Source organism: Pseudoalteromonas sp. ATL1, from assembly GCF_058933015.1.
The window spans coordinates 2,041,999-2,068,038 of the sequence record NZ_JBZYXL010000001.1; the positions used below are offsets into that span (position 1 = coordinate 2,041,999).

Consider the following 26,040-nt stretch of genomic DNA (forward strand, 5'->3'; position numbering starts at 1 on the left):
ACGAACTAGGCTCAATTATGGGCTAATGAGCAAGGCTACTGCGCTCAAACATGTGTCTGCCGTCATCCTGACGAAGGTCAGGATCTCCTGAACCATTGGCATTGCGTTGATATACATTTTTAACTCAAATGAGAGACTGATTTTGAACGCGATTTTATTCGACGCTATTTAATATCAGTTATCAGATTTTTGAAACCAGTCATAATTCCTTAACCATACTATCGCCATTTCGTCATTGATTGTTGCCTAATTGGTAATATTACGAACGTAGCATCCGCTTCTGGTTAATTTTAGTCATTTACTCAGAAGTAGAAATAACGATGAATAGCATCCTCTCAACAAGCCTAGCCGCCGCGCTAGCATTATCGGGTTTAATTGTCAGTCAATCACTACAAGCAGCGCAGCTTAGCTACAACACGCAAGTAAAAGTGGTAAGTGCCAATTTATGGCATGATTTGAGCGCCAAAGCGCATTATTACGATGTGGGCGTGGCTGAGTTTAAGCACCTTGATGCGGATGTTATTTTTACGCAAGAATCAGATGGCGTGAACGCGAGGTTGGCGAATGATTTAGGTATGTACTTTTGGCAGGGGAATTACTCAGCCAGCTCAATAGGTATTTTATCTAAGTTCCCGATTAAAAAAGTGTTGGATACCGATGCTACAGGTAGCCATCTTGGTGCTGTTTTAGATGTCAACGGCCGTGATGTATTGGTGTTATCAAATCATTGGAATTACACGCAATATGTGACGTACGATGCACGTGGTGGCAACGGTACAACATGGGCGGCACGCAAGCATTGTCAAGCGGTGAGTGACAGTGGTGAACTAGACGCGTTAAATGACAAATCACAGCGACCCATGCAGGCAGCGAGTTTGCTACAAAGTATACAGCCTTACCTTGAGCAAGGCGTGCCCGTGATCACCGGGGGCGACACCAATGAGCCAAGCGGCCTTGATTGGACAGCGGCTACCGCCAATATGTTTGACCACAAGGGCACGGTTCATGATTATAAATCGCACCGAGTTATTCGCGCTGGTGGCCTAACCGACAGCTACAGAGATCTTTATCCCAACCCAGTAACACACCCCGGCGCGTCATGGCCATTTCGTCAAGAAGATAGCTGGGCCAAAGGTGCGTCTTACGACAAAGAGTGTAGCCGTGCGCTGGATGACAGAGATAGAATCGACTTTATTTATTACAACAAACATGCGCAAGACGTGACCTTGCAAAGCGCCGCGTTTGTTGGCCCGCGTTTTAGCACCTACTTTACAGGCCCAGACGGGCAAGACGCCAATTATAGCTGGCACGACCCTCATGTTGGGCGTTTAGTCAATAGCACAACACAAGAGCCAGAATACGGCATTTATGACTTCCCGTCGGACCATTTGTGGTATCAAACCACCTTTGTGGTTAAAACGCCTTTTTATAAAAGCACCACTCAATCACTCGATCACAACGCTCAGTTCAGCAATGTTGCTTTAAGCGCCGTGGGTAATGACCTAAAAGTGACGTTTACACTGGATAACAAGCAATTTATGGGCACCAATATCAACTACAGTGTGAACGCTGCGGCCCATAACGCCAGCCCTTCAAATTATAACGGTGGCAGTGTGGCTGTAACGGCAAATGCAGGCGAGCAATATGAGTTGGTGATCGGCAAGTCTTTTTTAGCAAGTCAATTAGATAAAAACACCGTGCAGCTACGCCTATTTCATAACAATGGTGCATCACCTAGAGTGGATGCAGTAGCCAATTTAAGTTGGTCTGATATCAAAGCCCTTATTGATTTTGATGCAAACAATCTGGTAACTATTAGCCCTTCAAAAAGTGTTTATGGCGTGAATGAAAACATTATTGCTAATTTTAATAACGCCCCAGGTAACGCTAAAGATTGGATAGGTATTTATCATAAAGGTAACCCAAGTGATGGCTCGGTTTATTCCATAGACTGGCAATATATTAATGGTGAAACATCAGGCAGCCGAACATTTAACGGGCTGCTAGCTGGGGAGTATTTACTCAGAGTGTTTGAAAACAATGGCTATACACTGTTGGCACAAACGAGCTTCTCGGTGCAGTAACCGTTTCAATACAGGTTGGGCCAAGCTAATTGGCTCAACGGCTAGGTGTTATATTTTTGTTAAAAATTACCTTAAGGTAATTTAATTTATCCATATTTTATAAATAATAGAAATGCTATATGCAGTAGTATTTTAAATTAAAAATAAATGCTTGACTTTGCTTTTAATCTTTGGGATTTTGATTTGGCCCAAGAAGAGGGTAAACACATAAAAAGGATAAAAATAATGACTTTAAAACTAAAAAAACAAAATCTAAAAAAACTAAATAGCCAAAACCCTGTAGAAATTGATGTTAATGCGACAAGAAAAATTGCAGGCGGCTATCCAACAGGTACTGGTTGTTATGATAAGGGCTGTCAAGTTCACTAAGCCGTGATAACAAGTGATCTGCAACGAGAGTGTAGATCACAGACCAAATGAAGTGGCACACACATGCCACTTTTTGTTGTTAATACCCTCAAAACCTCCGCTTTAAAATGCCTTTTCGACTGCTGTTTGGAATCTTAAGTGTACTGTGCATATGAGTTATGCTAATTTTGCACATCACGCACCAGCGTACATGTAATTTAAAATTCAGCGGAAATCGAACGTATTTTATGCAATTATCACCCAGCTTAACCGCATTAATCGAAGCCTTACGTTGCTTACCGGGGATTGGCCCAAAATCGGCACAACGCATCGCTTTTCACCTGTTGGAACGAGATCGAGATGGCGGCACTCAATTAGGTGAGTCATTAACCAAAGCGATGCAAGTCATTGGTCATTGTCAGTCTTGTAGAACATTTACTGAAAATGCGCATTGCGATATTTGCCAAAGTATTAAGCGCCAAGATAGCCGTTTATTGTGTATCGTTGAGTCGCCAACAGATGTGTTAGCGATTGAACAAACGGGCCAATATCAAGGATTGTATTTTGTACTTATGGGGCATTTGTCACCCATTGATGGTATTGGACCAAAAGAGATTGGTTTAGATTTATTGGAACAAAAGCTATCTCAAGGCAATATTGATGAAGTGATCTTAGCCACCAATCCAACGGTTGAAGGGGAGGCAACGGCGCATTTTATTGGGGAGCTTTGTCATAAGTATCAGGTTGAAGCCTCTAGAATAGCGCACGGTATGCCAGTGGGTGGAGAGCTTGATTTAGTGGATGGTATGACACTGATGCACGCGTTTTCGGGTAGACGCAAATTGAGTTAAGTTAAGTCATTATTGATGATTAAGCCGAAGACGTTGGCTTCGGCATTGGATAATAACAATCAAATACAAGGATTAAGTATGAAAAAATGCTTCATTCTCTTATTTATTGCGCCTTTTTTATTAAATGCGAAAGAAGAGCGCTCTGTCTTTGTCACAACATCTCCACCTGATCACAGTTTTATGAAGTTGGTCACCACGGACTCATATGCAAAGTCGCAGCTGATCCGAGCTGGAACTACTCGTTCTAAAGAAGGTAAACGCTATATTTCTTTTGAAGAAGCGTACAGCGATTTTTTCGATGAGCTTTTGACAGTTGCTAAAACACGTTCTAGAAAATACAACATGGATGGGGCATGCAACATCAAAGTGACTTATCAAGTAACAGAAGAGTATTATTACTTTGCTGGTACTTATGATTATTGGCGAAGATAACGCCTCTCATGATAGAAAATGTTGTAATAGAAATTGCAGCATTTTTAAAATAGGCAGAGACAGAACAAACGGTTGATGTAGTCTTCGCTTTACTCAAAATAAGTCACTTAAAGTTAAAATTTATTTTCAAAAAAAGAAAAATTGTAGCTCTCCCCTTGAAGTTAAAAATCTCCGCCCCATATCTCTAAGCATATTATTACTGCATCAATTGGTTATACCGGAGAGAACAATGACCGCAGCTCAAAAAGAAACATTAGGCTTTCAAACAGAAGTCAAACAACTATTAAACCTGATGATCCACTCTTTGTACTCAAACAAGGAGATCTTTTTACGTGAACTGGTGTCAAACGCATCTGACGCAGCGGATAAACTCAGATTTTTAGCCCTTTCAAATGGCGATTTATATGAAGGCTACGCAGAGCTTCGCGTTCGTGTTAGCGTAAACAAAGATGCCAATACAATTACCATTTCAGACAATGGTATTGGTATGACGCGCGACGAAGTGATCAGCTCACTAGGTACGATTGCTAAGTCTGGCACTGCTGAGTTTTTCCAAAACTTGACTGGCGACCAAGCAAGAGATTCGCAATTAATTGGTCAATTTGGTGTTGGTTTCTATTCAGCTTTCATCGTTGCTGACGCAGTTACTGTAGTTACCCGTAAAGCGGGTGAGAAAACAGCGGTTGAGTGGCACTCGAAAGGCGAAGGCGAATACACGCTAGCTGAAGTAGAAAAAGAAAGCCGTGGTACCGACATTATTCTTCACCTTCGTGAAGATGAAAAAGAGTTTTTAGATGATTTCAGATTGCGTGGTATCGTCACTAAGTACTCTGATCACATCTCTATCCCTGTAGAAATGTACAAAGAGCCAGTACCTGAGTCGGAAGGCCCAGATGGCGAAAAGATTGAAGCAAAGCCTGGTGAGTGGGAAGCAATTAACCGCGCAACGGCACTTTGGACGCGTGATAAGTCTGAAGTAAGCGATGAAGAATACAAAGAATTTTACAAGCATGTTGGTCATGACTGGGAAGAACCACTTACTTGGGCGCACAATAAAGTAGAAGGTAAAACTGAATACACAAGCCTACTTTACATCCCTAAAAAAGCGCCATTCGATATGTGGAATCGTGAGCGTCAAAGCGGCTTAAAACTGTATGTACAACGCGTATTCATTATGGATGACGCTGAACAGTTTATGCCAAGCTACCTGCGTTTTGTTAAAGGTCTTTTAGATTCAAACGACTTACCGCTGAACGTGTCCCGTGAAATTTTACAAGACAACAAGATCACACAAGCTATCCGTAAAGGCTGTACATCACGTGTACTTAAAATGCTTGAGCGCATGGGTAAAAACAAACCAGAAGAGTATCAAACTTTTTGGAATGAGTTTGGCCAAGTAATGAAAGAAGGCCCAGCGGAAGACTTTGCAAACAAAGAAGCAATTGCAAAACTATTGCGTTTTAGCTCAACACACACTGACGAAAGCACGCAAAATGTCTCTTTAGAGCAGTACATTGAGCGTATGAAAGAAGGTCAAGACAAGATCTACTATGTGGTTGCAGACAGCTTTGAAGCCGCGAAAAATTCTCCGCACTTAGAGATCTTCCGTAAGAAAGGCATTGAAGTACTATTGCTTTCAGATCGTGTTGACGAGTGGATGATGAGTCATTTAACTGAATTTGCAGAGAAGCAACTGCAATCAATCACTCGCGGTGATTTAGACTTAGGTGACTTGGACGACGAGGAAACTAAGAAAGCACAAGAAGAGAGCGAAAAAGAAGTAGAAGGTCTTATCGAGCGTGTTAAAACAGTACTTGGCGACAAAGTAAAAGAAGTACGTTTTACGCACCGTTTGACTGACTCGCCAGCGTGTGTGGTTGCTGATGAGCATGATATGAGCTCACAAATGCAAAAACTGATGGAATCTGTAGGGCAAGCGGTTCCTGAGCAAAAGCCTGTATTTGAGCTAAACCCAGAGCACCAACTTGTGAAGCATTTAAATGTTGAGCAAGATGAAGACAAGTTTGCGCAATGGTCAGAAGTATTATTAGACCAAGCCTTGCTAGCGGAGCGCGGAAGCTTAAAAGATCCAGCGGGCTTTGTAACTCGTTTAAACAAATTGATGCTTGATTTAAGCAAGTAATCAGTGAATTTTATCTAAAAAGGGGCCTAAGGCCCCTTTTTTCGTATATCATGGCCGAGAAACCTTAGCAATTAGTATAAGTCGCTTGAGAATCTTGAGCGCATGTGAAAAAATTTAGACAATTTCAAATAAACTCCGATACGAGGAACATAATTATGCGCATTATCCTTTTAGGCGCGCCGGGTGCAGGTAAAGGCACTCAAGCACAGTTTTTAATGGACAAATACGGTATTCCACAGATCTCGACTGGCGACATGTTACGCGCAGCGATCAAAGAGGGCACACCGTTAGGCCTAGAAGCGAAAAAAGTGATGGATGCTGGCCAATTGGTTTCTGATGAAATCATCATCGGCCTAGTAAAAGAGCGCATTGCAAAAGAAGACTGCGTTAAAGGTTTTCTTTTAGATGGTTTCCCTCGTACTATTCCACAAGCCGATGCAATGAAAGACAATGGCATCAGCATTGACCACGTTATTGAGTTTGATGTTGCTGACGAAATTATCGTTGAGCGCATGGGCGGTCGTCGCGTACACCCAGGATCAGGCCGTGTTTACCATGTTGTGTACAACCCACCAAAGGTTGAAGGTAAAGACGATGTAACAGGTGAAGATCTTATCATTCGTGATGACGACGTTGAAGAAACCGTGCGTAAACGTTTAGGTATTTACCACGACCAAACTAAGCCACTGGTATCATACTATCAAGCTGAAGCGGATGCTGGTAACACGCAGTACCATAAACTGGATGGTACTCAAGCGGTTGACGCGGTAAGCCAAAAATTAGCTGAGCTACTAGGCTAATTACCTGAACTGAGTGTGTGCCTCAAAGGCGCATACTCAGCATCCTCTATTAAGCACATCGTCTAATCACCTTGTCATACCTAGTTACAAAATAAACAACCCTCAAATTACTTTTCGCGCTAGTATAACTCTGTTTGGTTCACTCAAATGGAGAACAATAATGAAAACCACGTTTTTGAGTGCTTTGCTTGGCGGAGCTTTAATGGCAAGTACAGTCGTTTATGCGGATGTATACAATGATGCTGTTAACAATGCAGCACGTTCTGAAAAAGATAAATCACTAGACGAAAGACGCAAGCCAGCCGATGTCATGCGCTTTTTCGAGATCAAACCAGGTATGAAAGTACTCGATGTATTTGCTGGTGGCGGATATTATTCCGAACTAATGAGTTACGTGGTCGCTGATAAAGGTCATGTGACTATGTATAACAATCAACCTTGGCAACAGTTTGTGCAAAAGGCGGTAGATGAGCGGTTAAAAGACAATCGTTTGAAAAACGTCTCAACACTGATTGTAAAACCTGAAGACTTGCAAGAAATCAAAGAACAATATGATGCGGCGGTCTTTATTTTAGGCATGCATGATTTATATTATGCCCACCCTGAAAATGGCTGGCCAAAAATTGACAAAGACAAGTTCTTAAAAGGCATTTACAGTAAATTAAATAAAGGTGCTGTATTCGGTGTGATCGATGCGAATGCACAGAGCGGTGCAGACAACGAAAAAATAGGTAAGTCAATTCATCGTGTCGACCCAAGCGCAGTGATAAAAGACATTGAAGCGGCCGGATTTAAGTTAGAGTCACAAGGGGAGTTTTTACGTAACCCCAACGATGATTTAAGTAAATCGGTATTTTTGCCTGAAAATAGATATAACACAGATCGCAGTGTATTAAAGTTTCGCAAGCTTTAATCGTTTTGAAAGTGTGCACCCTATTTCTCATTACAAAAGTGTCAGCCTATTAGCTGACACTTCGTTTATTAAAGTGACTTTAATTTTTCAATCACGCTCTCGTAGTTTGGCTCAGTCGCTAAGTTTTTAACGAGTTGTTTGTATATCACCTTATGATCTTTATCTAGTATCAACACAGCTCTACTCAGTAGACCCATATCTTTGATGTACAAGCCATAATTTTCACCAAAATTGTGCCATACCGAATCCGAAAGGGTTTTGATTTTGTCTATATTTTCAGTTTGGCAAAAACGTTTTTGTGCAAATGGCAGATCTGCACTAATCGTGAGCATAACCACATCACTAAATTCAGTCGCTACCTTTTCGTTGAAATATTTGGTCTGTAAGCTGCAAATGCCAGTATCTAAGCTAGGGACTACGCTGATCAATACCGCTTTACCAGCAAATTCAGTGAGTGAAACTGGAACGAATGCGCTATCAACAACTTTAAAGCTGGGGGCTTGATCGCCCACTTTAATACCATTGCCTAGCAAGGTAACCGGTTTGCCATTGGCCATCACCTTACCGATGTCTAATTGGTTCTCTTGCATATCTAGTGCATATAGATTCGTTGTAAAAAGGGTCGCTGCGAGAAGTGCTGATTTAATCATAAATCAAGTCCTACTGTCGGTTATCGTAATCTTAAAGAGTGTATTATACTGTTAACTATGCACCAAGCACGTGACGGGAATTTCGTTGTAAATCAGGGCTGACTTTATTAACATGTGCGTTAAAAATAGCCGGCATTTTAAATCTTAAATGCCAAAAATAATAAATGCAACCATTTAATAACATCTCATTAATATTGTGGTTTGTCAATGTAAGAGAGTTTTTATGTCAACATTGGTTTTAATATGTGATGACTCAAAATTAGCGAGACGACAATTAGCTCGTTCGCTTCCGAGTGACTGGGACATAAAAGTAGAGTTTGCAGAGCACGGTATTGACTGTATTGAGAAAATTAAACAATTCTCTCCAGAGATATTATTCCTCGACCTTAATATGCCGCAATTAGATGGTTACGGCGTACTACAAGAGATTCAAACGCAAGGGCTTAATGTATTAACGGTGGTAGTGTCTGGTGATATTCAGCCAAACGCGCATCAACGCGTAATGGAGTTGGGCGCGATTGATTTTATTAGGAAGCCTTGTGATGCCAACAAACTGGTCGAAATTATTGAACATCATGGCATTCGGGACAGAGCGATCCGAGAGAGCCTAGTTCATAAATTGGGCGAGCAATTAGAGCCAGAGATCAGAGATATATACCAAGAATTAACCAATGTTGCCATGGGCCAAGCGGGCGATTTACTCGCGCGTTTGCTGAATGTGTTTGTTGAGTTACCTATCCCAAATGTTAACGTTTTGGAAGTGAGCGAACTTCACATGGCACTGCAAGCAATCGACGCGAACGCGAGTACATCTGGGGTTTGTCAGGGCTTTATCGGGGGAGGTGTTTCTGGCGAAGCGCTGTTGCTGCTCAACGATTCTAGTTTTAAAGAAGTTGCTTCGCTAATGAATTATCAGGGCGAGCTTAACGACAAAGTAGAATTAGAGCTTTTGATGGACATTAGTAACATCCTAATAGGCGCCATTTTGACTGGCTTGTCAAAGCAATTAGACATGCCATTTAGCCAAGGGCACCCCGTTGTATTAGGTCAGCACTGTGATGTTTCAGATTTGGTTAAAGCCAACAAAAACCGTTGGCAAAGAACGCTCGCTATCGAAATTAGCTACGGCATTGAAAACCATGATATTAATTGCGATTTAATGCTACTGTTTACAGAAGACTCGCTGAAAACTTTAAAATATAAAGTTGCTTATTTATTAGAAGATTAGAATTATGCCTGCTGCCGATTTTGAAATGAACGAAATACACTGGTTAATGGACATGTTCAACACTGTTGACGTTGGGCTTGTGGTGTTGGATAGGGAATACCGAGTGTGTGTTTGGAATGGGTTTATGGAAAATCACTCAGGCCTATTACCGAGCGCAGTGAAAGATAAAGATATATTTGATATTTTTCCGAGCATTGACGAAAAGTGGTTTCGCTCTAAAGCAGAGGCGGTGTTTGTGTTAAAAAACCGCTCTTTTACCATCTGGGAGCAGCAACCCTATATATTTCGCTTCAAAAACTACAGGCCTATTACTGGCAAAGCGGATTATATGTACCAAAACTCTACAATCATTCCATTATCAACGTTAACTGGTGATGTGGGTCACATATGCATCATCATTTATGATGTAACCGATGAAGCAATGAACAAAGTTGAATTGGAAAGAGCCAATCACGAACTGGAACGTATTAGTCGCACAGATAGCCTTACACAGCTTGCAAATAGGGGCTACTGGGAAGCGGGTTTGAGAAACGAATTTATGCGTCTTCGCAGAAATAACGGCTGTAGTTCATTATTAATGTTCGATATTGATCATTTTAAAAAGGTCAATGATGAATATGGTCATGGCGGTGGTGATGAAGCGATTCGACATATTTCTGATCTATTAAAGAAAACACTACGCGAAACAGATACCGCAGGTCGATATGGTGGAGAAGAGTTTGCGGTGACCTTGGTAGATACGGATGCTGAAGGTGCCAAAGTGTTTGCTGAAAGGCTACGTAAACTCATTGAAAAGTCTTCAATCTTCTATGAAGAGCAAGAGATAAAAATCACGGTGAGTGTTGGCTTTGCGACCTACAGCCCTGAGTTCTCTAAACATGAACAATGGATTGAAGCGGCCGATATGGCGTTGTATCACTCAAAAACAACAGGCCGAAACCAAGTAAGTGAATACACAGAAGAGCTTAAAAAGAACCACGCGAGAGCAAAGGCCAATTAAGCGTATGAAGGCTTAATTGGCAACAAAGAGTCAATTTGTCTGAGCATTGTTATCTTCATTAGGGCATTGAGCAATAATTTGTTTTTCCCCACTGTCATCAACTTGCTCTAATTTGACGGCAAACCCCCACAACCGGTAAAGGTGTTTTAATACTTCCTGTTTTGATTCTGCCAACGGAATACCGTTCTGAGGTACATATCTCAGAGTCAGCGAACGGTCACCTCTAATATCAACGTTGTACACTTGAATATTAGGTTCGTGATTACTCAAGTTGTATTGTGCAGATAATGATGAGCGTACCATTTGATAGCCTTCATCGTTATGTATTGCGCCTACTTCCAAGTGTGCTGAGCTTTGTTTGTCGACAATCGTAAACAGTTTAAAATCTCTAATTAACTTAGGCGATAAGAACTGGCTGATAAAGCTTTCATCCTTAAAGTTTTCCATAGCAAAGTGGAGTGTGTCTAACCAATTGCTACCGGCAAATTCAGGAAACCACTTTTTGTCTTCATCCGTTGGGTTTTCACAGATGCGGCGTATATCCACCATCATATTAAAGCCTAAAGCATAAGGGTTTATGCCAGAGTAAAACTTGCTATTGTATGGTGGCTGATAGACCACATTGGTGTGACTTTGTAAAAACTCCAGCATGAACGCATCAGACACCTTTCCTTCATCGTATAGGTGATTAAGAATCGTGTAGTGCCAGAATGTTGCCCAGCCTTCGTTCATGACTTGGGTTTGCTTCTGAGGGTAAAAATACTGCGATATTTTCCTTACAATACGGATCACTTCTCGCTGCCAAGACTCAAGTAAAGGCGCATTTTTTTCAATAAAATAAAGGATGTTTTCTTGCGGTTCACTTGGGAAGTGCACTTTTTTCATTTGTGTTTCTTGTTGACTAACCGGAATTGTTTTCCATAGTTCATTCACTTGTGACTGGAGGTAATCTTCGCGCTCCTTTTGACGCTTTTGTTCTTCATACATTGAAATTTGTTGCGGGCGTTTATAGCGGTCTACACCATAATTCATCAAGGCATGACATGAGTCTAAAAGATTTTCTACTTCATCAATACCATGCTTTTCTTCACACTGCGTAATGTAGTTCTTGGCGAATACCAAATAGTCGATAATGGACGATGCATCAGTCCAAGCTTTGAATAGATAATTGCCTTTAAAGAATGAATTATGTCCATAGCATGCATGTGCCATCACCAAGGCTTGCATTGGTAATGTATTTTCTTCCATCAAATAGGCGATACAAGGGTTAGAATTAATGACAATTTCGTAAGCAAGACCCATTTGTCCGCGTTTATAGTTTTGTTCCGTTGCAATGAACTTTTTCCCGAATGACCAGTGACTGTATCCAATAGGCATACCAACACTTGAATACGCGTCCATCATTTGTTCCGCAGTGATCACCTCTATTTGATTTGGATAAGTGTCTAATCGATAGTGCTGTGCAACTCTCGCTATCTCTGCTTGATATTCCTCAAGTAAATCAAAGGTCCAATCTGGCCCATCATTCATTGGGTTATAACTCATAAGCTCCCTCCGATGTCGCTAAGCAGCGCCTTGTTGTTGACGGTTCTTTTTAAACAGCTCCCTAAAGATAGGGTATATGTCCTCAACCGAACGTATGTGCTGCATAGCAAAGTTATCATGGGTGTTAGCGATTGCTTGGTATTCGCGCCATAGGCTCTGATGCGCCCTCGTTGTGATCTCTATATATGCATAGTATCTTACTGCTTTAAGTAGCTTATTGGTCATAATGTCGGTGCAGTGTGGAGAATCATCGGCCCAATTATCACCATCAGATGCCTGTGCTGCGTAAATATTCCAATCACCTTGCGAGTATCGTTCTTTTACGATCTCATCCATTAACTTTAATGCACTCGATACAATGGTGCCGCCAGTCTCCTGTGAGTAGAAAAATTCTTGTTCATCCACCTCTTTGGCTTGAGTGTGGTGACGTATATAAACCACTTCTATGTTTTTGTAGGTGCGAGTTAAAAATTGATATAGCAATATGTAAAAGCGCTTTGCCATGTCTTTAGTGGCTTGATCCATCGACCCTGAAACGTCCATCAAACAAAACATGACAGCTTTACTGGTGGGGTGAGGGCGCTTCTCATAATTTCTGAATCTTAAATCATAATTATCAATAAACGGCACTGCGGCTATTTTCTGTTTAAGCTCTTCAATCTCAGCTTTTAGCTCTTCAATTTTTTGCTGTGAAGGTACTGGCTCTTCTAATAATGCGGCCAGCTCTTCTTGTGCTTCTGCGAGCCTGCGTCTTTTCGACGCTGACATGGCTACTCTTCGAGCTAGAGAGCCGCGCAACGAACGCACAATATCTAAGTTACTCGGCATACCATCGTTACAAAAGCCAGCTCGATGGGTTTTCATTTGCACTAACTTGTCTAACTGACTTTGTTGTAGATTAGGTAGCTCCAAATCTTCGAAGAGTAGGTCCAGGTACTCGTCTTTTGAAATTGAAAACACAAAATCGTCTTGACCTTCACCCTGATCGCTAGCATCACCAGGGCCAGAACCACCACCTTGGCCAGAAGGTGGGCGCTGAATTTTATCCCCTGTACTAAATTGGTCATTACCGGGGTGGATCATTTCTCGATCCCCCCCTTTACCTTGGTGGAAAACAGGCTCACTGATGTCGCGTTGCGGAATAGAAATACTTTCTCCACTGCTGACATCGGTGACACTTCGCTTGTTTATCGCATCCGACACGGCTTCTTTTATTTGCTTTTTATAGCGTCTAATGAAGCGTTGTCGGTTCAGCGTGCTCTTATTTTTACCGTTCAGGCGACGGTCTATAAAATGCGCCATAAATCACCCTCTCAGTCTCTAATCGTATTACTGTGATTTCCTAACTCTTAGATACCATTCAGAGAGTAAGCGAACTTGCTTCTGTGTATAGCCTTTCTCAACCATACGATTAACAAAGTCTTCGTGTTTCTTCTGATCTTCCGCAGATGTTTTTGCGTTGAATGAGATGACAGGTAGTAACTCCTCTGTATTTGAGAACATTTTTTTCTCAATCACAGTGCGTAGTTTTTCGTAGCTTGTCCAAACTGGGTTTTGACCATTGTGATGCGCTCTGGCACGTAGCACAAAGTTCACAATTTCATTACGGAAGTCTTTAGGGTTTGAAATACCTGCCGGTTTTTCGATTTTTTCAAGCTCTGCATTAAGCGCGGCACGGTCAAATAGCTGGCCAGTATCTGGGTCACGATATTCTTGGTCTTGGATCCAAAAATCAGCATACGTAACGTAGCGGTCAAAGATGTTTTGGCCATATTCAGAGTAAGATTCAAGATAAGCTGTTTGCAGCTCTTTACCAATAAACTCTACATATTGAGGAATGAGGTAACCTTTCAAATGGCTTAAATAACGCTCTTGTACTTCAGCGTTGAATTGCTCACGTTCAATTTGTTGTTCAAGTACATAAAATAGGTGAACTGGATTGGCTGCAACTTCAGCATGGTCGAAGTTAAATACACGAGATAGTATTTTAAATGCAAAGCGTGTAGATAGACCGGTCATACCTTCATCAACGCCAGCATAGTCACGGTATTCTTGATATGACTTTGCTTTCGGATCGGTGTCTTTGAGGCTTTCACCATTATACACACGCATTTTTGAGTAAATGCTAGAGTTTTCAGGCTCTTTGATACGAGAAAGTGCTACAAATTTTGCTAAAGTTTCGAGCGTGCCAGGCGCACAAGGCGCGACAGACAACTCACTATTCTCAATTAACTTATTGTAGATCTTAACTTCTTCAGACACTCTCAAACAATAAGGTACTTTAACGATATAAACACGATCTAAAAATGCTTCATTGTTTTTGTTGTTTTTAAACGTTTGCCATTCCGACTCGTTCGAGTGCGCCAAAATCATGCCACTGAATGGTAATGCAGAAATACCCTCAGTCCCGTTATAGTTGCCTTCTTGCGTTGCGGTAAGAAGCGGGTGTAGCACTTTGATGGGGGCTTTAAACATTTCAACAAACTCCATAAGGCCTTGGTTTGCTAAACATAAAGCGCCCGAATAGGAGTATGCGTCAGGGTCGTTTTGAGCATAGTGCTCTAGTTTTCTGATATCCACTTTACCAACCAGTGCTGAAATATCTTGGTTGTTCTCATCACCCGGTTCCGTTTTTGCAATCGCAACTTGATCCAATATTGACGGATAACGTTTCACGACTTTGAACTTACTGATATCCCCATTGAACTCGTGCAAGCGTTTGGTTGCCCAAGGCGACATGACGGTTTTTAGATAACGAGGTTTAATACCATATTCTTTTTCGAGTAATTCAGCGTCTTCAATTGGATTAAATAGTGACAAAGGGTGGTCGTTAACGGGTGATCCTTTGATAGCGTAGATTGGTACCTGTTGCATCAAATACTTAAGTTTTTCAGCAATGGAAGACTTACCACCACCTACCGGACCGAGTAAATACAGCACTTGCTTACATTCTTCCAAGCCTTGTGCGGCATGTTTGAGGTAAGAGACAATTTGCTCTATCGCATCTTCCATGCCATAAAATTCGCTGAACGCGGGGTAGCGGCCAATAACACGGTTAGAAAATATCCGGCTTAAGCGGGCATCACTGGCTGTGTCTACCATTTCAGGTTCACCGATCGCCATGAGCAATCGTTCAGGGGCGCTTGCATAAGCCGATTTATCATCTTTACAGATCTCAAGAAATTCAGCGATTGTGTACTCTTCTTCTTGCGCTGCTTCGTATCTGGCTTGGTAGTGTTCAAATATCGTCATGACGACCTCCAGTAACCTGCTTATTTAAAGAAAGCTGTTTAATCTAGGAAAGGAAAAAGGTTACTTTAAGCTTAGTCTTGATATTTAGAATTTGCCTAAAAATTCCAAATATTTAATGCATTTGGGGGAGTGGGATGAGATAAATTAAAAGGCACCTAAAGTGCCTTTTTGTGCAATAATAATGACGGTGATTTCACCATCAATTGTTAAGCTAGGTTCGCGTTTGCAAATTCCCAGTTAACAAGTGCCCAGAAACCTTTCAGGTAGTCAGGACGAACATTGCGGTAGTCGATATAATATGCGTGTTCCCACAAATCAACAGTCAGAATAGGTGTAACACCTGCATCAGTTAGTGGTGTTGCTGCGTTAGAAGTGTTAACGATATCTAAAGAACCGTCAGCAAGTTGTACTAACCAAGTCCAGCTTGAACCGAAGTTGTTCACTGCTTTGTCATTGAATGCTTCTTGGAATGCCGCAAATGAACCCCATTTAGCATTGATAAGCTCTGCTACTTTACCAGTAGGCTCGCCACCGCCGTTTGGTGATAGGCTGTGCCAGTAGAAAGTGTGGTTCCAGATTTGTGCTGCGTTATTGAAAACACCGCCTTCTGAACTACATACTACTTCTTCAAGGGTTTTGTTCGCTAACTCAGTGCCTTCAACTAAACCATTAAGTTTTACAACGTAAGTGTTGTGGTGTTTGCCGTGGTGAAACTCAAGTGTTTCTTTAGAAATGTGTGGCTCAAGTGCATCGATTGCATAAGGTAGTGACGGTAGTTCAAATGCCATTTTAATCTCCATTTTGTTGTTTAAATGTCAGCAAGAGTACGAAACATAGTCGACTGCAGCCTACTGTTCTATACCTGCTAGCATTATAATGATACTATAATTCCCGAGTATTTTACTCAAGTTTTGGCAAACAGCAATGGCGTTGCCTTAATACTATTCGTAAATATGGTCTTACTGATGATAAATCAAGCTTGTGAAAGTATCATCGACCAAACGTTATCGTCACTTTGAGGTTAAAGATGGAAACCATTGATAAAATTAAACAGCAAATTTCTGAAAACCCAATTCTTTTATATATGAAAGGCTCTCCTAAATTACCAAACTGTGGTTTTTCTTCACAAGCTTCTCAAGCTTTAATGGCTTGTGGTGAGCAATTTGCTTATGTTGATATTCTTCTTAACCCAGATATCCGAGCTGAGCTACCTCACTATGCGAACTGGCCAACGTTCCCACAGTTATGGGTTGAAGGTGAGTTGATTGGCGGTTGTGACATCATCATTGAAATGTTCCAACGTGGTGAGTTACAGCCACTGATCCAAGAAACAGCAGCTAAGTACAAAACGGAAGAAGAAAACTCAGCGGAATAATTCGTGAGTTTTTGAATTTTGATATTAGCCCAGTTTAAAGCTGGGCTTTTTATTGCCTGAAGAAAAGCATTAGGTTCATCCTTATTTCCTATTACGTGCGCGTCACTCATGTCCTATCTCTTATTTGCCTTTCTTCGATAAACTTGCAATCGATGAGTTGAATAATATGCAACCCTCTTTGCCTTACCCTTATAGAAACAGGAATGTTGAGTGAATAATTATTCAATCTTTGCAACCCTTACGTTTACGTAAACTGGAATCGCGAGTTCATTTTGTTTACTGTTTATTCATAATGACACTGGTGTCATGTTGCTTTTTTAAGCTTTTATTACGACGATTAGTGTGTTTTTATTGTTTTAGGCTAACTTGTCTTACCAATGAGAAATATTCAAGTTTGTGAATATGTATTCATAATTGTGTTGACTCCATTTTAAAACCTCGCTAGTTTTGAGTATCTGCCAGAATCTCGTTAGAAGTGTAATCAACAGGCAGTTGTAGCAAGGGGAGGAGTCCATGTTATATGACTCAGCACTAGAAAAAGATAATTGCGGGTTTGGTCTGATAGCACATATCAACGGCCAAGCCAGCCACAAATTGATCCGAACAGCGATTCAAGGTTTAGACCGAATGCAGCACCGTGGTGGTATTGCATCAGACGGTAAAACGGGTGATGGCTGCGGTTTATTATTACAAAAGCCAGATAGCTTTTTCCGTGCAATAGCGGCAGAGCAACAATGGCACTTAGGCAAAAACTATGCGGTTGGTAATCTGTTTTTAAACGCAGAGCATGAATTGGCAAGCGCCGCCAAAAAAGTAGTTAATGAAGAACTCGAAAAAGAAACGCTGACTATTGTTGGCTGGCGAGAAGTGCCTACCGAACCGTCAATGCTAGGACCCATTGCCAAGCAGCAGCTACCCAAGTTTGAGCAGATATTTGTTAGCGCTCCTGAAGGTTGGCGTCCTAAAGACTTAGAGCGCCGTTTATATATTGCACGTCGTCGAATTGAGAAGCGTCTTGAGCATGATAGGCAATTTTATGTTTCTAGCTTGTCAGGTCTTGTAACCGTTTATAAAGGCTTAATGATGCCGGCCGACTTGCCAAACTTCTATTTGGATTTGGCAGACATGCGTATGACCAGTGCGATTTGCGTGTTTCACCAGCGCTTCTCGACCAATACGCAACCGCGTTGGCCGCTAGCTCAGCCGTTCAGATATTTAGCGCATAATGGCGAGATCAATACCATTACGGGTAACCGTCAATGGGCCAGAGCGCGTGCTTATAAGTTCTCGTCTCCATTATTACCTGACTTGCAAACGGCTGCGCCATTTGTAAATGAAGAAGGTTCTGACTCGTCGAGTTTGGATAACATGCTGGAGCTGTTTTTATCTGGCGGTATGGACTTGTTCAGAGCGATGCGCATGTTAGTGCCACCAGCTTGGCAGAAAAATCGCGCAATGGATGAAGACTTACGCGCATTTTATGACTTTAACTCCATGCATATGGAACCTTGGGATGGCCCTGCGGGTATCGTGATGTCAGATGGTCGATTCGCTGCTTGTAACCTTGATAGAAATGGCCTGCGCCCAGCGCGTTATGTATTGACTCAAGATGGCTTTATTACGCTTGCATCGGAAGTGGGCATTTGGGATTACGCCGCCGATGAAGTCATAGACAAAGGCCGAGTTGGTCCGGGTGAGCTATTAGTCGTTGATACCCTACATGGTAAAATCTGGCAATCGGATGAGATCGATCAAGACCTCAAAGCGCGCCATCCTTACAAAGCATGGCTTGAGCAAAACGTAAAACGACTCACGCCTTTTGAACAGCTTGATGAAACACAAGCGGGCGGGCGTGACATTGATGATGCCATGCTGCTTACTTATCAAAAACTATTTGGCTATAGCAACGAAGAGCTTGATCAAGTGCTTCGTATCATGGGACAAAATGGTCAAGAAGCCACGGGCTCAATGGGTGATGACACACCATTTGCCGTGCTCTCTGAAGGCTATCGTTCACTGTTTGATTATTTCAGACAGAAGTTCGCGCAGGTAACTAACCCACCGATTGATCCGCTTCGAGAAAATCATGTGATGTCTTTGGCCACTTGTATTGGTCGTGAGCAAAACGTGTTTAACGAAACGACAGGGCATGCCAAGCGCTTGCAATTTGATTCGCCGGTATTGTCGTATTCTGACATGCAGCAATTGCGTAACGCTGATGATGAGCACTACTCAATTTGTAAAGTGTCGCTTAACTACGCGCCTGAAGAGGGTTTAAAAGCTGCAATTAACCGCATTTGTGATGAAGCTGAAGCAAAGGCGCGCGCAGGGTGTGTGATGGTTGTTTTGAGCGACCGTGACGTCAGTGAAGATATGCTACCAGTTCCTGCCGCAATGGCTGTAGGGGCGGTGCAACAACGTTTGGTGAATACCAACTTACGTTGTGACTCGAACATTATTGTTGAGACGGGCAGTGCACGAGATCCACATCAGTTTGCTGTGTTGCTTGGCTTTGGTGCTACCGCTATCTATCCGTATTTGGCCTACGAATCACTCGTTGCCATGTGTGATAGTGGGGTGATCAAAAAAACTTACCGTGAAGTTACGCTTGCTTATCGTAACGCCATCAACAAAGGCTTGTACAAGATCATGTCGAAGATGGGTATTAGCACCATCGCGTCGTATCGCTGTTCAATGTTGTTTGAAGCGGTGGGTTTGTCGAATGACGTGGTTGAGCTGTGCTTTAAAGGCGTTGCAAACCGCATTCAAGGTGCGTGCTTTGAAGACTTTGAGCAAGACCAAGCTAAATTACACAAATTGGCCTTTAGCAAGCGCAAACTACTCAGCCATGGTGGGTTACTCAAGTATGTGCATGGTGGTGAATACCATGCGTACAACCCAGATGTAGTACAGGCCTTACAAGTGGCTGTACGTTCGGGCAATTACGACGATTACATAAAATACGCTGACTTGGTGAACAACCGTCCGATCACCAACTTGCGTGATTTGCTGGCGCTGAAAAAACAAACGCCGGTTAGCATTGACGATGTTGAACCCGCCACTGAGTTATACAAACGCTTCGATTCTGCGGCCATGAGTATTGGCGCGTTATCGCCTGAAGCACATGAAGCTTTGGCGATCGCGATGAACCGCTTAGGCGGTTGTTCAAATTCCGGCGAAGGCGGCGAAGACAAACTGCGTTTTGGTACCGAGAAAAACTCACGTATCAAGCAAGTCGCGTCTGGTCGATTTGGGGTAACGCCCCATTACCTACAAAGTGCGGATGTGATCCAGATTAAAGTGGCGCAGGGCGCAAAACCGGGCGAAGGTGGTCAATTACCTGGCGAAAAAGTAACGCCTTACATTGCAAAATTGCGTTATTCGGTACCGGGGGTGACTTTAATTTCGCCACCGCCACATCATGATATTTATTCAATTGAAGATTTGGCTCAGTTGATTTTTGACCTCAAGCAGGTTAATCCAAGTGCGATGATCTCCGTTAAGTTGGTGTCTGAGCCAGGGGTGGGTACGATTGCCACTGGTGTAGCAAAAGCTTACGCGGATTTGATCACCATCGCGGGCTACGATGGTGGCACGGGCGCAAGCCCACTCACCTCGGTGAAATATGCGGGCAGCCCGTGGGAGCTTGGCCTAGTAGAAACACAGCAGGCTCTTGTGGAAAACGGTTTACGTCATCGAATTCGTTTGCAGACAGACGGTGGTTTGAAGACCGGTTTAGATATTGTTAAAGCCGCGATTTTGGGGGCTGAAAGCTTTGGCTTTGGTACAGGCCCTATGGTAGCGCTGGGTTGTAAATATCTGCGAATTTGTCACCTGAACAACTGTGCGACAGGTGTCGCAACGCAGGACGAAACACTGCGTCAGAAGCATTATCACGGCTTACCAGAAATGGCGATGAACTACTTCAAGTTTATTGCCCAAGAGGCGCGTGAATTAATGGCTGAGCTTGGGGTAACTAAGTTAGTTGATTTAATTGGCCGCACTGATTTACTTGAAATGATCGAAGGGCGTACAGCCAAGCAGAGCAAACTAGACCTGTCAGGCTTACTTGCTAAACCAAACAATCCAACGGGTGAAACGGTTTATTGTTCTGCACCTAACACGTCGCATTACCAAGGGGAACTCAACGAGTTGCTACTTGATAAAGCTAAGCAGGCAATTGATAGCAAGTCGGGCATTTCATTGGTTAATCGTATTAGCAATACCGACCGTTCTGTTGGTGCGATGCTCTCTGGTTATATTGCAAGTTTGCACGGTAACCAAGGGATGGCGGCTGACCCAGTTGCAATAGAGCTGCACGGTACCGCAGGCCAATCGTTTGGTGTGTGGAACGCCGGTGGCCTTGAAATGACACTCGTTGGCGATGCCAACGACTATGTCGGTAAAGGCATGGCTGGTGGCAAGCTGGTGATCCGTCCGCCTATGGGCTCAAGTTTTGCCAGTCATCAAGCCACCATCATGGGTAATACCTGCTTGTATGGAGCGACGGGCGGTAAGTTGTTTGCGGCAGGGCGAGCAGGCGAGCGTTTTGCGGTTCGTAACTCTGGTGTTCAAGCCGTGGTGGAAGGTTTGGGCGATAATGGCTGCGAATATATGACTGGCGGTGTGGTATGCGTACTGGGCTCAATCGGTGTGAACTTTGGTGCGGGTATGACCGGCGGTTTTGCTTACGTGCTGGATGAAAATAGCGACTTTGAAAAGCGCATCAACCCGGAGCTGGTTGAAGTGGTTGAGTTAACCGAACTGGCCTCACATCAAGAGCATTTACGTGGACTCATTGCAGAGCATCTTGATTTTACTGGTTCATCGAGAGCTGAGCAGATCTTAGCAAACTTTGATTTATATCTGCCGATGTTCAAATTGGTAAAGCCAAAGTCTAGTGATGTAAAAAGCCTATTAGGGCATAGAGCGCGCAGTAGCGCTGAGCTTCGTGTGCAGGCTCAATAGGGGGAAGTATGAGCGAGAACGTATATCAATTTATCGACGTGCAGCGTGTTGACCCGCGTAAAAAGCCGATTTCAACACGTAAGCAGTCATTTGTAGAAATTTATGAGCCATTTTCAGAAAGCCAAGTTAACTCGCAATCTGACCGATGCTTAGATTGCGGTAACCCATATTGTGAATGGAAATGTCCTGTACATAACTATATTCCGCAGTGGCTGAAGTTAATTCGCACTGGACGTATTTTTGAGGCGGCGGAACTGTCTCATCGTACTAACAGTTTACCGGAAGTGTGCGGCCGCGTTTGCCCACAAGATAGACTGTGCGAAGGGTCTTGTACGTTGAACGAAGAGTTTGGCGCGGTCACCATAGGCAATATCGAAAAATACATCACCGATACGGCTTTTGCACAAGGCTGGAAGCCTGACATGTCGTATGTGGTGTGGAGCGATAAAAAAGTGGCGATCATTGGTGCTGGCCCAGCGGGCTTAGGCTGTGCCGATATTCTGGTTAGAAACGGCGTTAAACCAGTCGTGTTTGACCGCAACCCTGAAATTGGCGGCTTGTTAACATTTGGCATTCCATCGTTCAAGCTAGAAAAATCGGTGATGGAAAAACGCCGAGAGATCTTCACAGAAATGGGCATTGAGTTTCAACTGAATACGGAAGTGGGCAAAGACATCAGCATGGATGAGTTGTTGTTGCAATACGATGCGGTATTCGTGGGGGTGGGCACTTATCAAAGCATGCGCGGTGGACTGGCGAATGAGGATGCACAAGGGGTGTATGACGCACTGCCATTTTTGATTGGCAATACCAACCGTGTGATGGGCTATGACGAGTCAAAACAGCCATTTATTGATATGGCAGGCAAAAAGGTCGTGGTACTCGGCGGTGGCGACACGGCAATGGACTGTGTGCGTACGTCTGTTAGACAAAACGCCGCATCGGTTGTGTGTGCCTATCGTCGAGATGAAGAAAACATGCCCGGCTCTCGTCGCGAAGTTAAAAATGCCAAAGAAGAAGGGGTAGAGTTTAAATTTAACCTGCAACCAAAAGGTATTTTGGTGAACGAGCAAGGTCATGTCACTGGCGTTGAAATGGTGCAAACCAAACTCGGTGAGCCCGATGCCAATGGTCGTCGTCGCGCCGAAGAGGTGGCAGGCTCTGAGCATGTGTTAGAAGCGGATGCGGTATTGATGGCATTTGGTTTTAAACCACATAGCCTTGAGTGGTTAGCGCAATACGATGTGGAAATTAACCACTGGGGCGGCATAGAGGCACCAGAAAAAGGCGAATTTACCCATCAAACCAGCAACCCAAAAATCTTCGCCGGTGGTGATGCCGTGCGCGGCTCCGACTTAGTGGTTACCGCCATCTTCGAAGGCCGTAATGCTGCGGAAGGTATTTTAGATTATTTGGATGTTTAGTAACTCTGAAGACGAGTTTTCAAACTAAGTAGTAAGACCATCGAGCCCGCAACAGCGGGCTTTTTTGTTGGGGTTTGTAGGTGAGTTTTGTGAAGCACTTATCTAAACGCTTGGTTAAAAGCGACAATTGGAGCTGAATTTTGGGTTGGAAAGTGCCAGAAGTGGAGCTTCAAGGCGTAAATCTGAAATTTTGTTGGGTGGCGCCTTCGGCTTAACCAACCTACCTTTTGGTGTAGGTCGGTATAAGGCGCGCAGTGCCGCCATCCGAAAAAAGTTATATATTTACTTTGAAACAACCCGAATTACCGTGTTGTTCAAGCGACCTTAATTCAAATACTCGGTTCCTTGAAACTAAACTCAAATTGCTTGTTAACACGGATAAAAGTCAGGTGGTTAACACCACACAAAGTAAATTCTTAGGGTTTACCTTTAAACGTGGAGCAATCAAATGGCATGACAAAACTCTGCATAAATTTAAGCGACAGGTACGCATTTTAACTAACCGTAATTGGGGCGTGAGCATGCAATATCAGTTGTTTAAATTAAGCCAATATCTAAGCGGATGGATCAATTACTTTGGTATTGCGAACGCATACCAGCAATGTGTTGACCTAGACCAATGGATAAGGCGCAGGATCAGGATGTGTTACTGGCGACAATGGCGAAAACCGAGAACTAAAGTAAGAAACCTGATGAAGCGTGGAGTTCATGTGCAAGCAGCCGTTGCCTGTGGCATCACAAGTAAAGGACCTTGGCGCAGTTCCAAAACACCCGGTATTCAACAGGCTTTAAGCTTAAATTATCTGAAAAATGAGGGACTATATTCACTCAGAGACGGATGGATAAAAGTGCATTACCCAAACGGGTAATCTGTTAGATGAAACGCCCTGTGCGGACCCGCATGCAGGGTGTTGTGGGGGCTGAGGGCTAGATACCCTCGGCTACCCGATTAGGAATATTCTTGACTTATTCCACCGTAGACTTCTGTAACAGTTAGTTCGACCCAGCCTTTGGAAATCAATTGCTGAATACTACATATAATTAATGCAACACCAAAATTCGTTAAATCGAAAATTCTATCTTCTGTTTCAAAGTCTAGTGGATGCGCAACCTTATAGCCCCCATGAACAAATGAACTTCGTAAGTCATTAAGCTCGCGGAGTTTTTTACCTAATGCTTTTTGTTTATTGACTGGAACAGATAATAAAAATACTGCTTTTTCTTTAATATCATTAAAGCCTCTACCAGCTTTGGTTCCATAAATAGCTTCTAATGCATGGAAAATCCATGTAACCATACTGATATCTGCATCCATTCTGCATATATGTAGTAGAGAAAATAGGGAACGTTCAATTGAATGTTCAGATTTCATCAGCAACCCAATATCTAAATTGTCAAACCAAGACTTTACTTGAGGAATCTGAATTATAGTTGGGAATGCAATAGCCTTTTCGAACTCTGCATTTACAGAATGTTGGAAATAAAAATTGGAAAGTTGTAATTTGTACTCTTCTCCATCCAACTCCAATCGCGCATTAAAAAAATCTAAAAGGCCAGGAACACTCAAGTTCGCAATCAGAAAAATATCCATTAGTAGCTTTTTAAAAGCAAGAATATCTTTATGGTGATTTTCATTGTCAGTAATAGCGACCTTAACAGGCAACTCTAACGGGGCAAGTTCACTACTGTCTTCATCTGTTTTAATTTTTGCTATAACTTTGTAAATACTTCCGTCGATCTCAGTATAAAAGCGTCCATTTGGATCATAGCTCTCTTCGATAATTTCAACTAACGTAACCCAGTGTATAGTTGACTTATACTCAACCTCATCCCAAGTAATAATGTTTGATGAATACAATTGTGCAAGTTGTTTAATGGCTTCAATATCTATATTACGCATATAGGCCTCATCGCCACTATAGTCACGAGGCATGAAGCTAATTTTCAATATTCCATCAATGTTCAAATTGAGCTCCATATTCCTAACGCCGCAATATGGGGCGTATTAAGCTTGGCTAAAATTAGCGAAGAATGAGCGCCAGCCAAGCTTTAGACGTCCCACACATAATTGCCTTGTTAGAGTACGATTACTCCAACCTTTCCAGTTCTTTATAAACAGAGTTTAAAGGAACTAGAATATCTGAGCCTCTCTGCTCTGAGTTAAGCATTTTATATAAAACCGCGAATTTTTTGCTTGTTTTTAAATCTGTGGTGATATTACAGCACCAATTATTTATGCCTTTGTAATTTTCAAACATTTCAATGTCACATTTATCCGTAGAAAAAGTATCTTCTTTAGAAGTCTCTCGGATAAAAAGAATACGTTCGCTTTCCATATTCTCAGATGAGTCAACATCACCATGCAGTTCAATTACGTCACCAACACGTAACGAACCTTTAAAAATTTTAACCGCTTTATATTTCCTGACAGGGTAACTGCATGGTTTACCATCAATCGTTCTTGGGACAATATTTATGAATTTAAAATGACCAACGTCAGATGAATATTTAGACGCAGATTCAAAATTTATAATTTCATCATATGGTCTAGAACAAGAGCTTGAGCAAATTGTAAGGATGGTTGCAATGACAATTCTCATAAGTACTCTAACGCCCTGTTAACAGGCTAAATATAGTTGGCTAGAATAAGCGACGAAGGAGCAAAAGCCAACTGTATTTTGTCCTTGTTTAACAGCTTGTGTACGCCCGACATGGGCATTAACTAATGAGGTGAAAGTCCTCTGTAGGAAGATCACCGTTTAAATAACTGATTGTTATTAAACGATAACTACTAGCGAATGGCAAGTGCAAATCCGCGAGGGGTTGTATGGAGGAAGCCGCTAGCAAAATTGCGAGCTGATGAACAAAAACATCATACTAGGCGTAGGCTGAAGACGAGTTAGCACAAGATAACGAAGTCACGTGATCTAACGGCCACCGTAAATGATGCAGTTGTGCAATGAAAGTTAATGTTCTTATTCGGGGAGAGCTGGATAACATGCGGCCTGCGCTATCGCTGCGGAAAAT

19 protein-coding genes and 1 pseudogene are annotated in these 26,040 nt (G+C 42.6%); 13 read left to right on the forward strand and 7 right to left on the reverse strand.

Features of this window, described 5'->3' with window-relative positions:
* Positions 1-320 precede the first annotated feature (320 nt).
* The 7 genes from AC5FX4_RS09200 to AC5FX4_RS09230 all read left to right on the forward strand — a co-directional run bounded on the left by AC5FX4_RS09200 (position 321) and on the right by AC5FX4_RS09230 (position 7,571).
* Positions 321-2,084: an endonuclease/exonuclease/phosphatase family protein gene (locus AC5FX4_RS09200; protein WP_493606125.1), complete on the forward strand. Its 1,764-nt coding sequence runs from the start codon at positions 321-323 to the stop codon at positions 2,082-2,084.
* Positions 2,085-2,231: 147 nt separating this feature from the next.
* Entirely contained in the window at positions 2,232-2,453 is a 222-nt protein-coding gene (locus tag AC5FX4_RS09205; protein WP_493606126.1) for a hypothetical protein, read from the forward strand.
* A 227-nt stretch (positions 2,454-2,680) separates the two neighbouring features.
* Positions 2,681-3,283, forward strand: a complete 603-nt coding sequence (gene recR, locus AC5FX4_RS09210) for a recombination mediator RecR (RefSeq protein ID WP_493606127.1) — start codon at positions 2,681-2,683, stop codon at positions 3,281-3,283.
* A 78-nt stretch (positions 3,284-3,361) separates the two neighbouring features.
* A complete protein-coding gene (locus AC5FX4_RS09215) occupies positions 3,362-3,715 on the forward strand; it encodes a hypothetical protein (RefSeq protein WP_493606128.1) in 354 nt (117 codons plus the stop codon).
* 229 nt (positions 3,716-3,944) lie between these two features.
* Complete coding sequence (gene htpG / locus AC5FX4_RS09220) at positions 3,945-5,858, forward strand: molecular chaperone HtpG (protein ID WP_493606129.1); 1,914 nt, start codon at positions 3,945-3,947, stop codon at positions 5,856-5,858.
* 155 nt (positions 5,859-6,013) lie between these two features.
* Complete coding sequence (gene adk, locus AC5FX4_RS09225; protein WP_476291393.1) at positions 6,014-6,658, forward strand: adenylate kinase; 645 nt, start codon at positions 6,014-6,016, stop codon at positions 6,656-6,658.
* Positions 6,659-6,818: 160 nt separating this feature from the next.
* Entirely contained in the window at positions 6,819-7,571 is a 753-nt protein-coding gene (locus AC5FX4_RS09230) for a class I SAM-dependent methyltransferase (RefSeq protein WP_493606130.1), read from the forward strand.
* A gap of 68 nt (positions 7,572-7,639) precedes the next feature.
* On the opposite strand, the gene tpx is transcribed toward AC5FX4_RS09230, so the two are convergent.
* Positions 7,640-8,161: a thiol peroxidase gene (gene tpx, locus AC5FX4_RS09235; RefSeq protein WP_493607797.1), complete on the reverse strand. Its 522-nt coding sequence runs from the start codon at positions 8,159-8,161 to the stop codon at positions 7,640-7,642.
* A gap of 283 nt (positions 8,162-8,444) precedes the next feature.
* Here tpx and AC5FX4_RS09240 point away from each other — a divergent pair, with 283 nt between their 5' ends.
* Together AC5FX4_RS09240 and AC5FX4_RS09245 are read left to right on the forward strand one after the other, a co-directional pair.
* Entirely contained in the window at positions 8,445-9,449 is a 1,005-nt protein-coding gene (locus AC5FX4_RS09240) for a response regulator (protein WP_476291389.1), read from the forward strand.
* 4 nt (positions 9,450-9,453) lie between these two features.
* Positions 9,454-10,449: a GGDEF domain-containing protein gene (locus AC5FX4_RS09245; protein WP_493606131.1), complete on the forward strand. Its 996-nt coding sequence runs from the start codon at positions 9,454-9,456 to the stop codon at positions 10,447-10,449.
* A 30-nt stretch (positions 10,450-10,479) separates the two neighbouring features.
* Here the strand turns inward: AC5FX4_RS09245 and AC5FX4_RS09250 are convergent, their stop codons facing one another.
* From AC5FX4_RS09250 to AC5FX4_RS09265, 4 genes are all read right to left on the reverse strand, one after another.
* Complete coding sequence (locus tag AC5FX4_RS09250) at positions 10,480-11,994, reverse strand: SpoVR family protein (protein ID WP_493606132.1); 1,515 nt, start codon at positions 11,992-11,994, stop codon at positions 10,480-10,482.
* 18 nt (positions 11,995-12,012) lie between these two features.
* Positions 12,013-13,296, reverse strand: coding sequence for a YeaH/YhbH family protein (locus AC5FX4_RS09255; RefSeq protein WP_493606133.1), 1,284 nt, complete (start codon positions 13,294-13,296; stop codon positions 12,013-12,015).
* Between the two features lie 27 nt (positions 13,297-13,323).
* On the reverse strand, positions 13,324-15,246 hold the full coding sequence (locus tag AC5FX4_RS09260; protein WP_493606134.1) for a PrkA family serine protein kinase: 1,923 nt from the start codon (positions 15,244-15,246) through the stop codon (positions 13,324-13,326).
* A 206-nt stretch (positions 15,247-15,452) separates the two neighbouring features.
* Positions 15,453-16,034, reverse strand: a complete 582-nt coding sequence (locus AC5FX4_RS09265) for a superoxide dismutase (protein ID WP_476291379.1) — start codon at positions 16,032-16,034, stop codon at positions 15,453-15,455.
* A gap of 239 nt (positions 16,035-16,273) precedes the next feature.
* On the opposite strand from AC5FX4_RS09265, the gene AC5FX4_RS09270 reads away from it, so the two are divergent.
* The 4 genes and pseudogenes from AC5FX4_RS09270 to AC5FX4_RS09285 all read left to right on the forward strand — a co-directional run.
* Entirely contained in the window at positions 16,274-16,621 is a 348-nt protein-coding gene (locus AC5FX4_RS09270; RefSeq protein ID WP_476291377.1) for a Grx4 family monothiol glutaredoxin, read from the forward strand.
* A gap of 513 nt (positions 16,622-17,134) precedes the next feature.
* Entirely contained in the window at positions 17,135-21,589 is a 4,455-nt protein-coding gene (gene gltB / locus AC5FX4_RS09275; protein WP_493606135.1) for a glutamate synthase large subunit, read from the forward strand.
* Between the two features lie 8 nt (positions 21,590-21,597).
* Positions 21,598-23,013, forward strand: a complete 1,416-nt coding sequence (locus AC5FX4_RS09280; RefSeq protein WP_493606136.1) for an FAD-dependent oxidoreductase — start codon at positions 21,598-21,600, stop codon at positions 23,011-23,013.
* 323 nt (positions 23,014-23,336) lie between these two features.
* Positions 23,337-23,882, forward strand: a pseudogene (locus AC5FX4_RS09285) (group II intron maturase-specific domain-containing protein); the annotation flags it as partial.
* Between the two features lie 80 nt (positions 23,883-23,962).
* Here the strand turns inward: AC5FX4_RS09285 and AC5FX4_RS09290 are convergent.
* Complete coding sequence (locus tag AC5FX4_RS09290) at positions 23,963-24,979, reverse strand: hypothetical protein (protein WP_493606137.1); 1,017 nt, start codon at positions 24,977-24,979, stop codon at positions 23,963-23,965.
* A gap of 121 nt (positions 24,980-25,100) precedes the next feature.
* The gene (locus AC5FX4_RS09295) at positions 25,101-25,613 is read right to left on the reverse strand and encodes a hypothetical protein (RefSeq protein WP_493606138.1); all 513 of its coding nucleotides are present in this window, start codon (positions 25,611-25,613) and stop codon (positions 25,101-25,103) included.
* Between the last annotated feature and the right edge of the window lie 427 nt (positions 25,614-26,040).

Excerpts from the sequence above, each read along its gene's own strand:
- AC5FX4_RS09200 (WP_493606125.1), top strand. The coding sequence starts at position 321 with ATGAATAGCATCCTCTCAACAAGCCTAGCCGCCGCGCTAGCATTATCG.
- AC5FX4_RS09205 (WP_493606126.1), top strand. The coding sequence starts at position 2,232 with ATGCTTGACTTTGCTTTTAATCTTTGGGATTTTGATTTGGCCCAAGAA.
- recR (WP_493606127.1), top strand. The coding sequence starts at position 2,681 with ATGCAATTATCACCCAGCTTAACCGCATTAATCGAAGCCTTACGTTGC.
- AC5FX4_RS09215 (WP_493606128.1), top strand. The coding sequence starts at position 3,362 with ATGAAAAAATGCTTCATTCTCTTATTTATTGCGCCTTTTTTATTAAAT.
- htpG (WP_493606129.1), top strand. The coding sequence starts at position 3,945 with ATGACCGCAGCTCAAAAAGAAACATTAGGCTTTCAAACAGAAGTCAAA.
- adk (WP_476291393.1), top strand. The coding sequence starts at position 6,014 with ATGCGCATTATCCTTTTAGGCGCGCCGGGTGCAGGTAAAGGCACTCAA.
- AC5FX4_RS09230 (WP_493606130.1), top strand. The coding sequence starts at position 6,819 with ATGAAAACCACGTTTTTGAGTGCTTTGCTTGGCGGAGCTTTAATGGCA.
- tpx (WP_493607797.1), bottom strand. The coding sequence starts at position 8,161 with ATGCAAGAGAACCAATTAGACATCGGTAAGGTGATGGCCAATGGCAAA.
- AC5FX4_RS09240 (WP_476291389.1), top strand. The coding sequence starts at position 8,445 with ATGTCAACATTGGTTTTAATATGTGATGACTCAAAATTAGCGAGACGA.
- AC5FX4_RS09245 (WP_493606131.1), top strand. The coding sequence starts at position 9,454 with ATGCCTGCTGCCGATTTTGAAATGAACGAAATACACTGGTTAATGGAC.
- AC5FX4_RS09250 (WP_493606132.1), bottom strand. The coding sequence starts at position 11,994 with ATGAGTTATAACCCAATGAATGATGGGCCAGATTGGACCTTTGATTTA.
- AC5FX4_RS09255 (WP_493606133.1), bottom strand. The coding sequence starts at position 13,296 with ATGGCGCATTTTATAGACCGTCGCCTGAACGGTAAAAATAAGAGCACG.
- AC5FX4_RS09260 (WP_493606134.1), bottom strand. The coding sequence starts at position 15,246 with ATGACGATATTTGAACACTACCAAGCCAGATACGAAGCAGCGCAAGAA.
- AC5FX4_RS09265 (WP_476291379.1), bottom strand. The coding sequence starts at position 16,034 with ATGGCATTTGAACTACCGTCACTACCTTATGCAATCGATGCACTTGAG.
- AC5FX4_RS09270 (WP_476291377.1), top strand. The coding sequence starts at position 16,274 with ATGGAAACCATTGATAAAATTAAACAGCAAATTTCTGAAAACCCAATT.
- gltB (WP_493606135.1), top strand. The coding sequence starts at position 17,135 with ATGTTATATGACTCAGCACTAGAAAAAGATAATTGCGGGTTTGGTCTG.
- AC5FX4_RS09280 (WP_493606136.1), top strand. The coding sequence starts at position 21,598 with ATGAGCGAGAACGTATATCAATTTATCGACGTGCAGCGTGTTGACCCG.
- AC5FX4_RS09295 (WP_493606138.1), bottom strand. The coding sequence starts at position 25,613 with ATGAGAATTGTCATTGCAACCATCCTTACAATTTGCTCAAGCTCTTGT.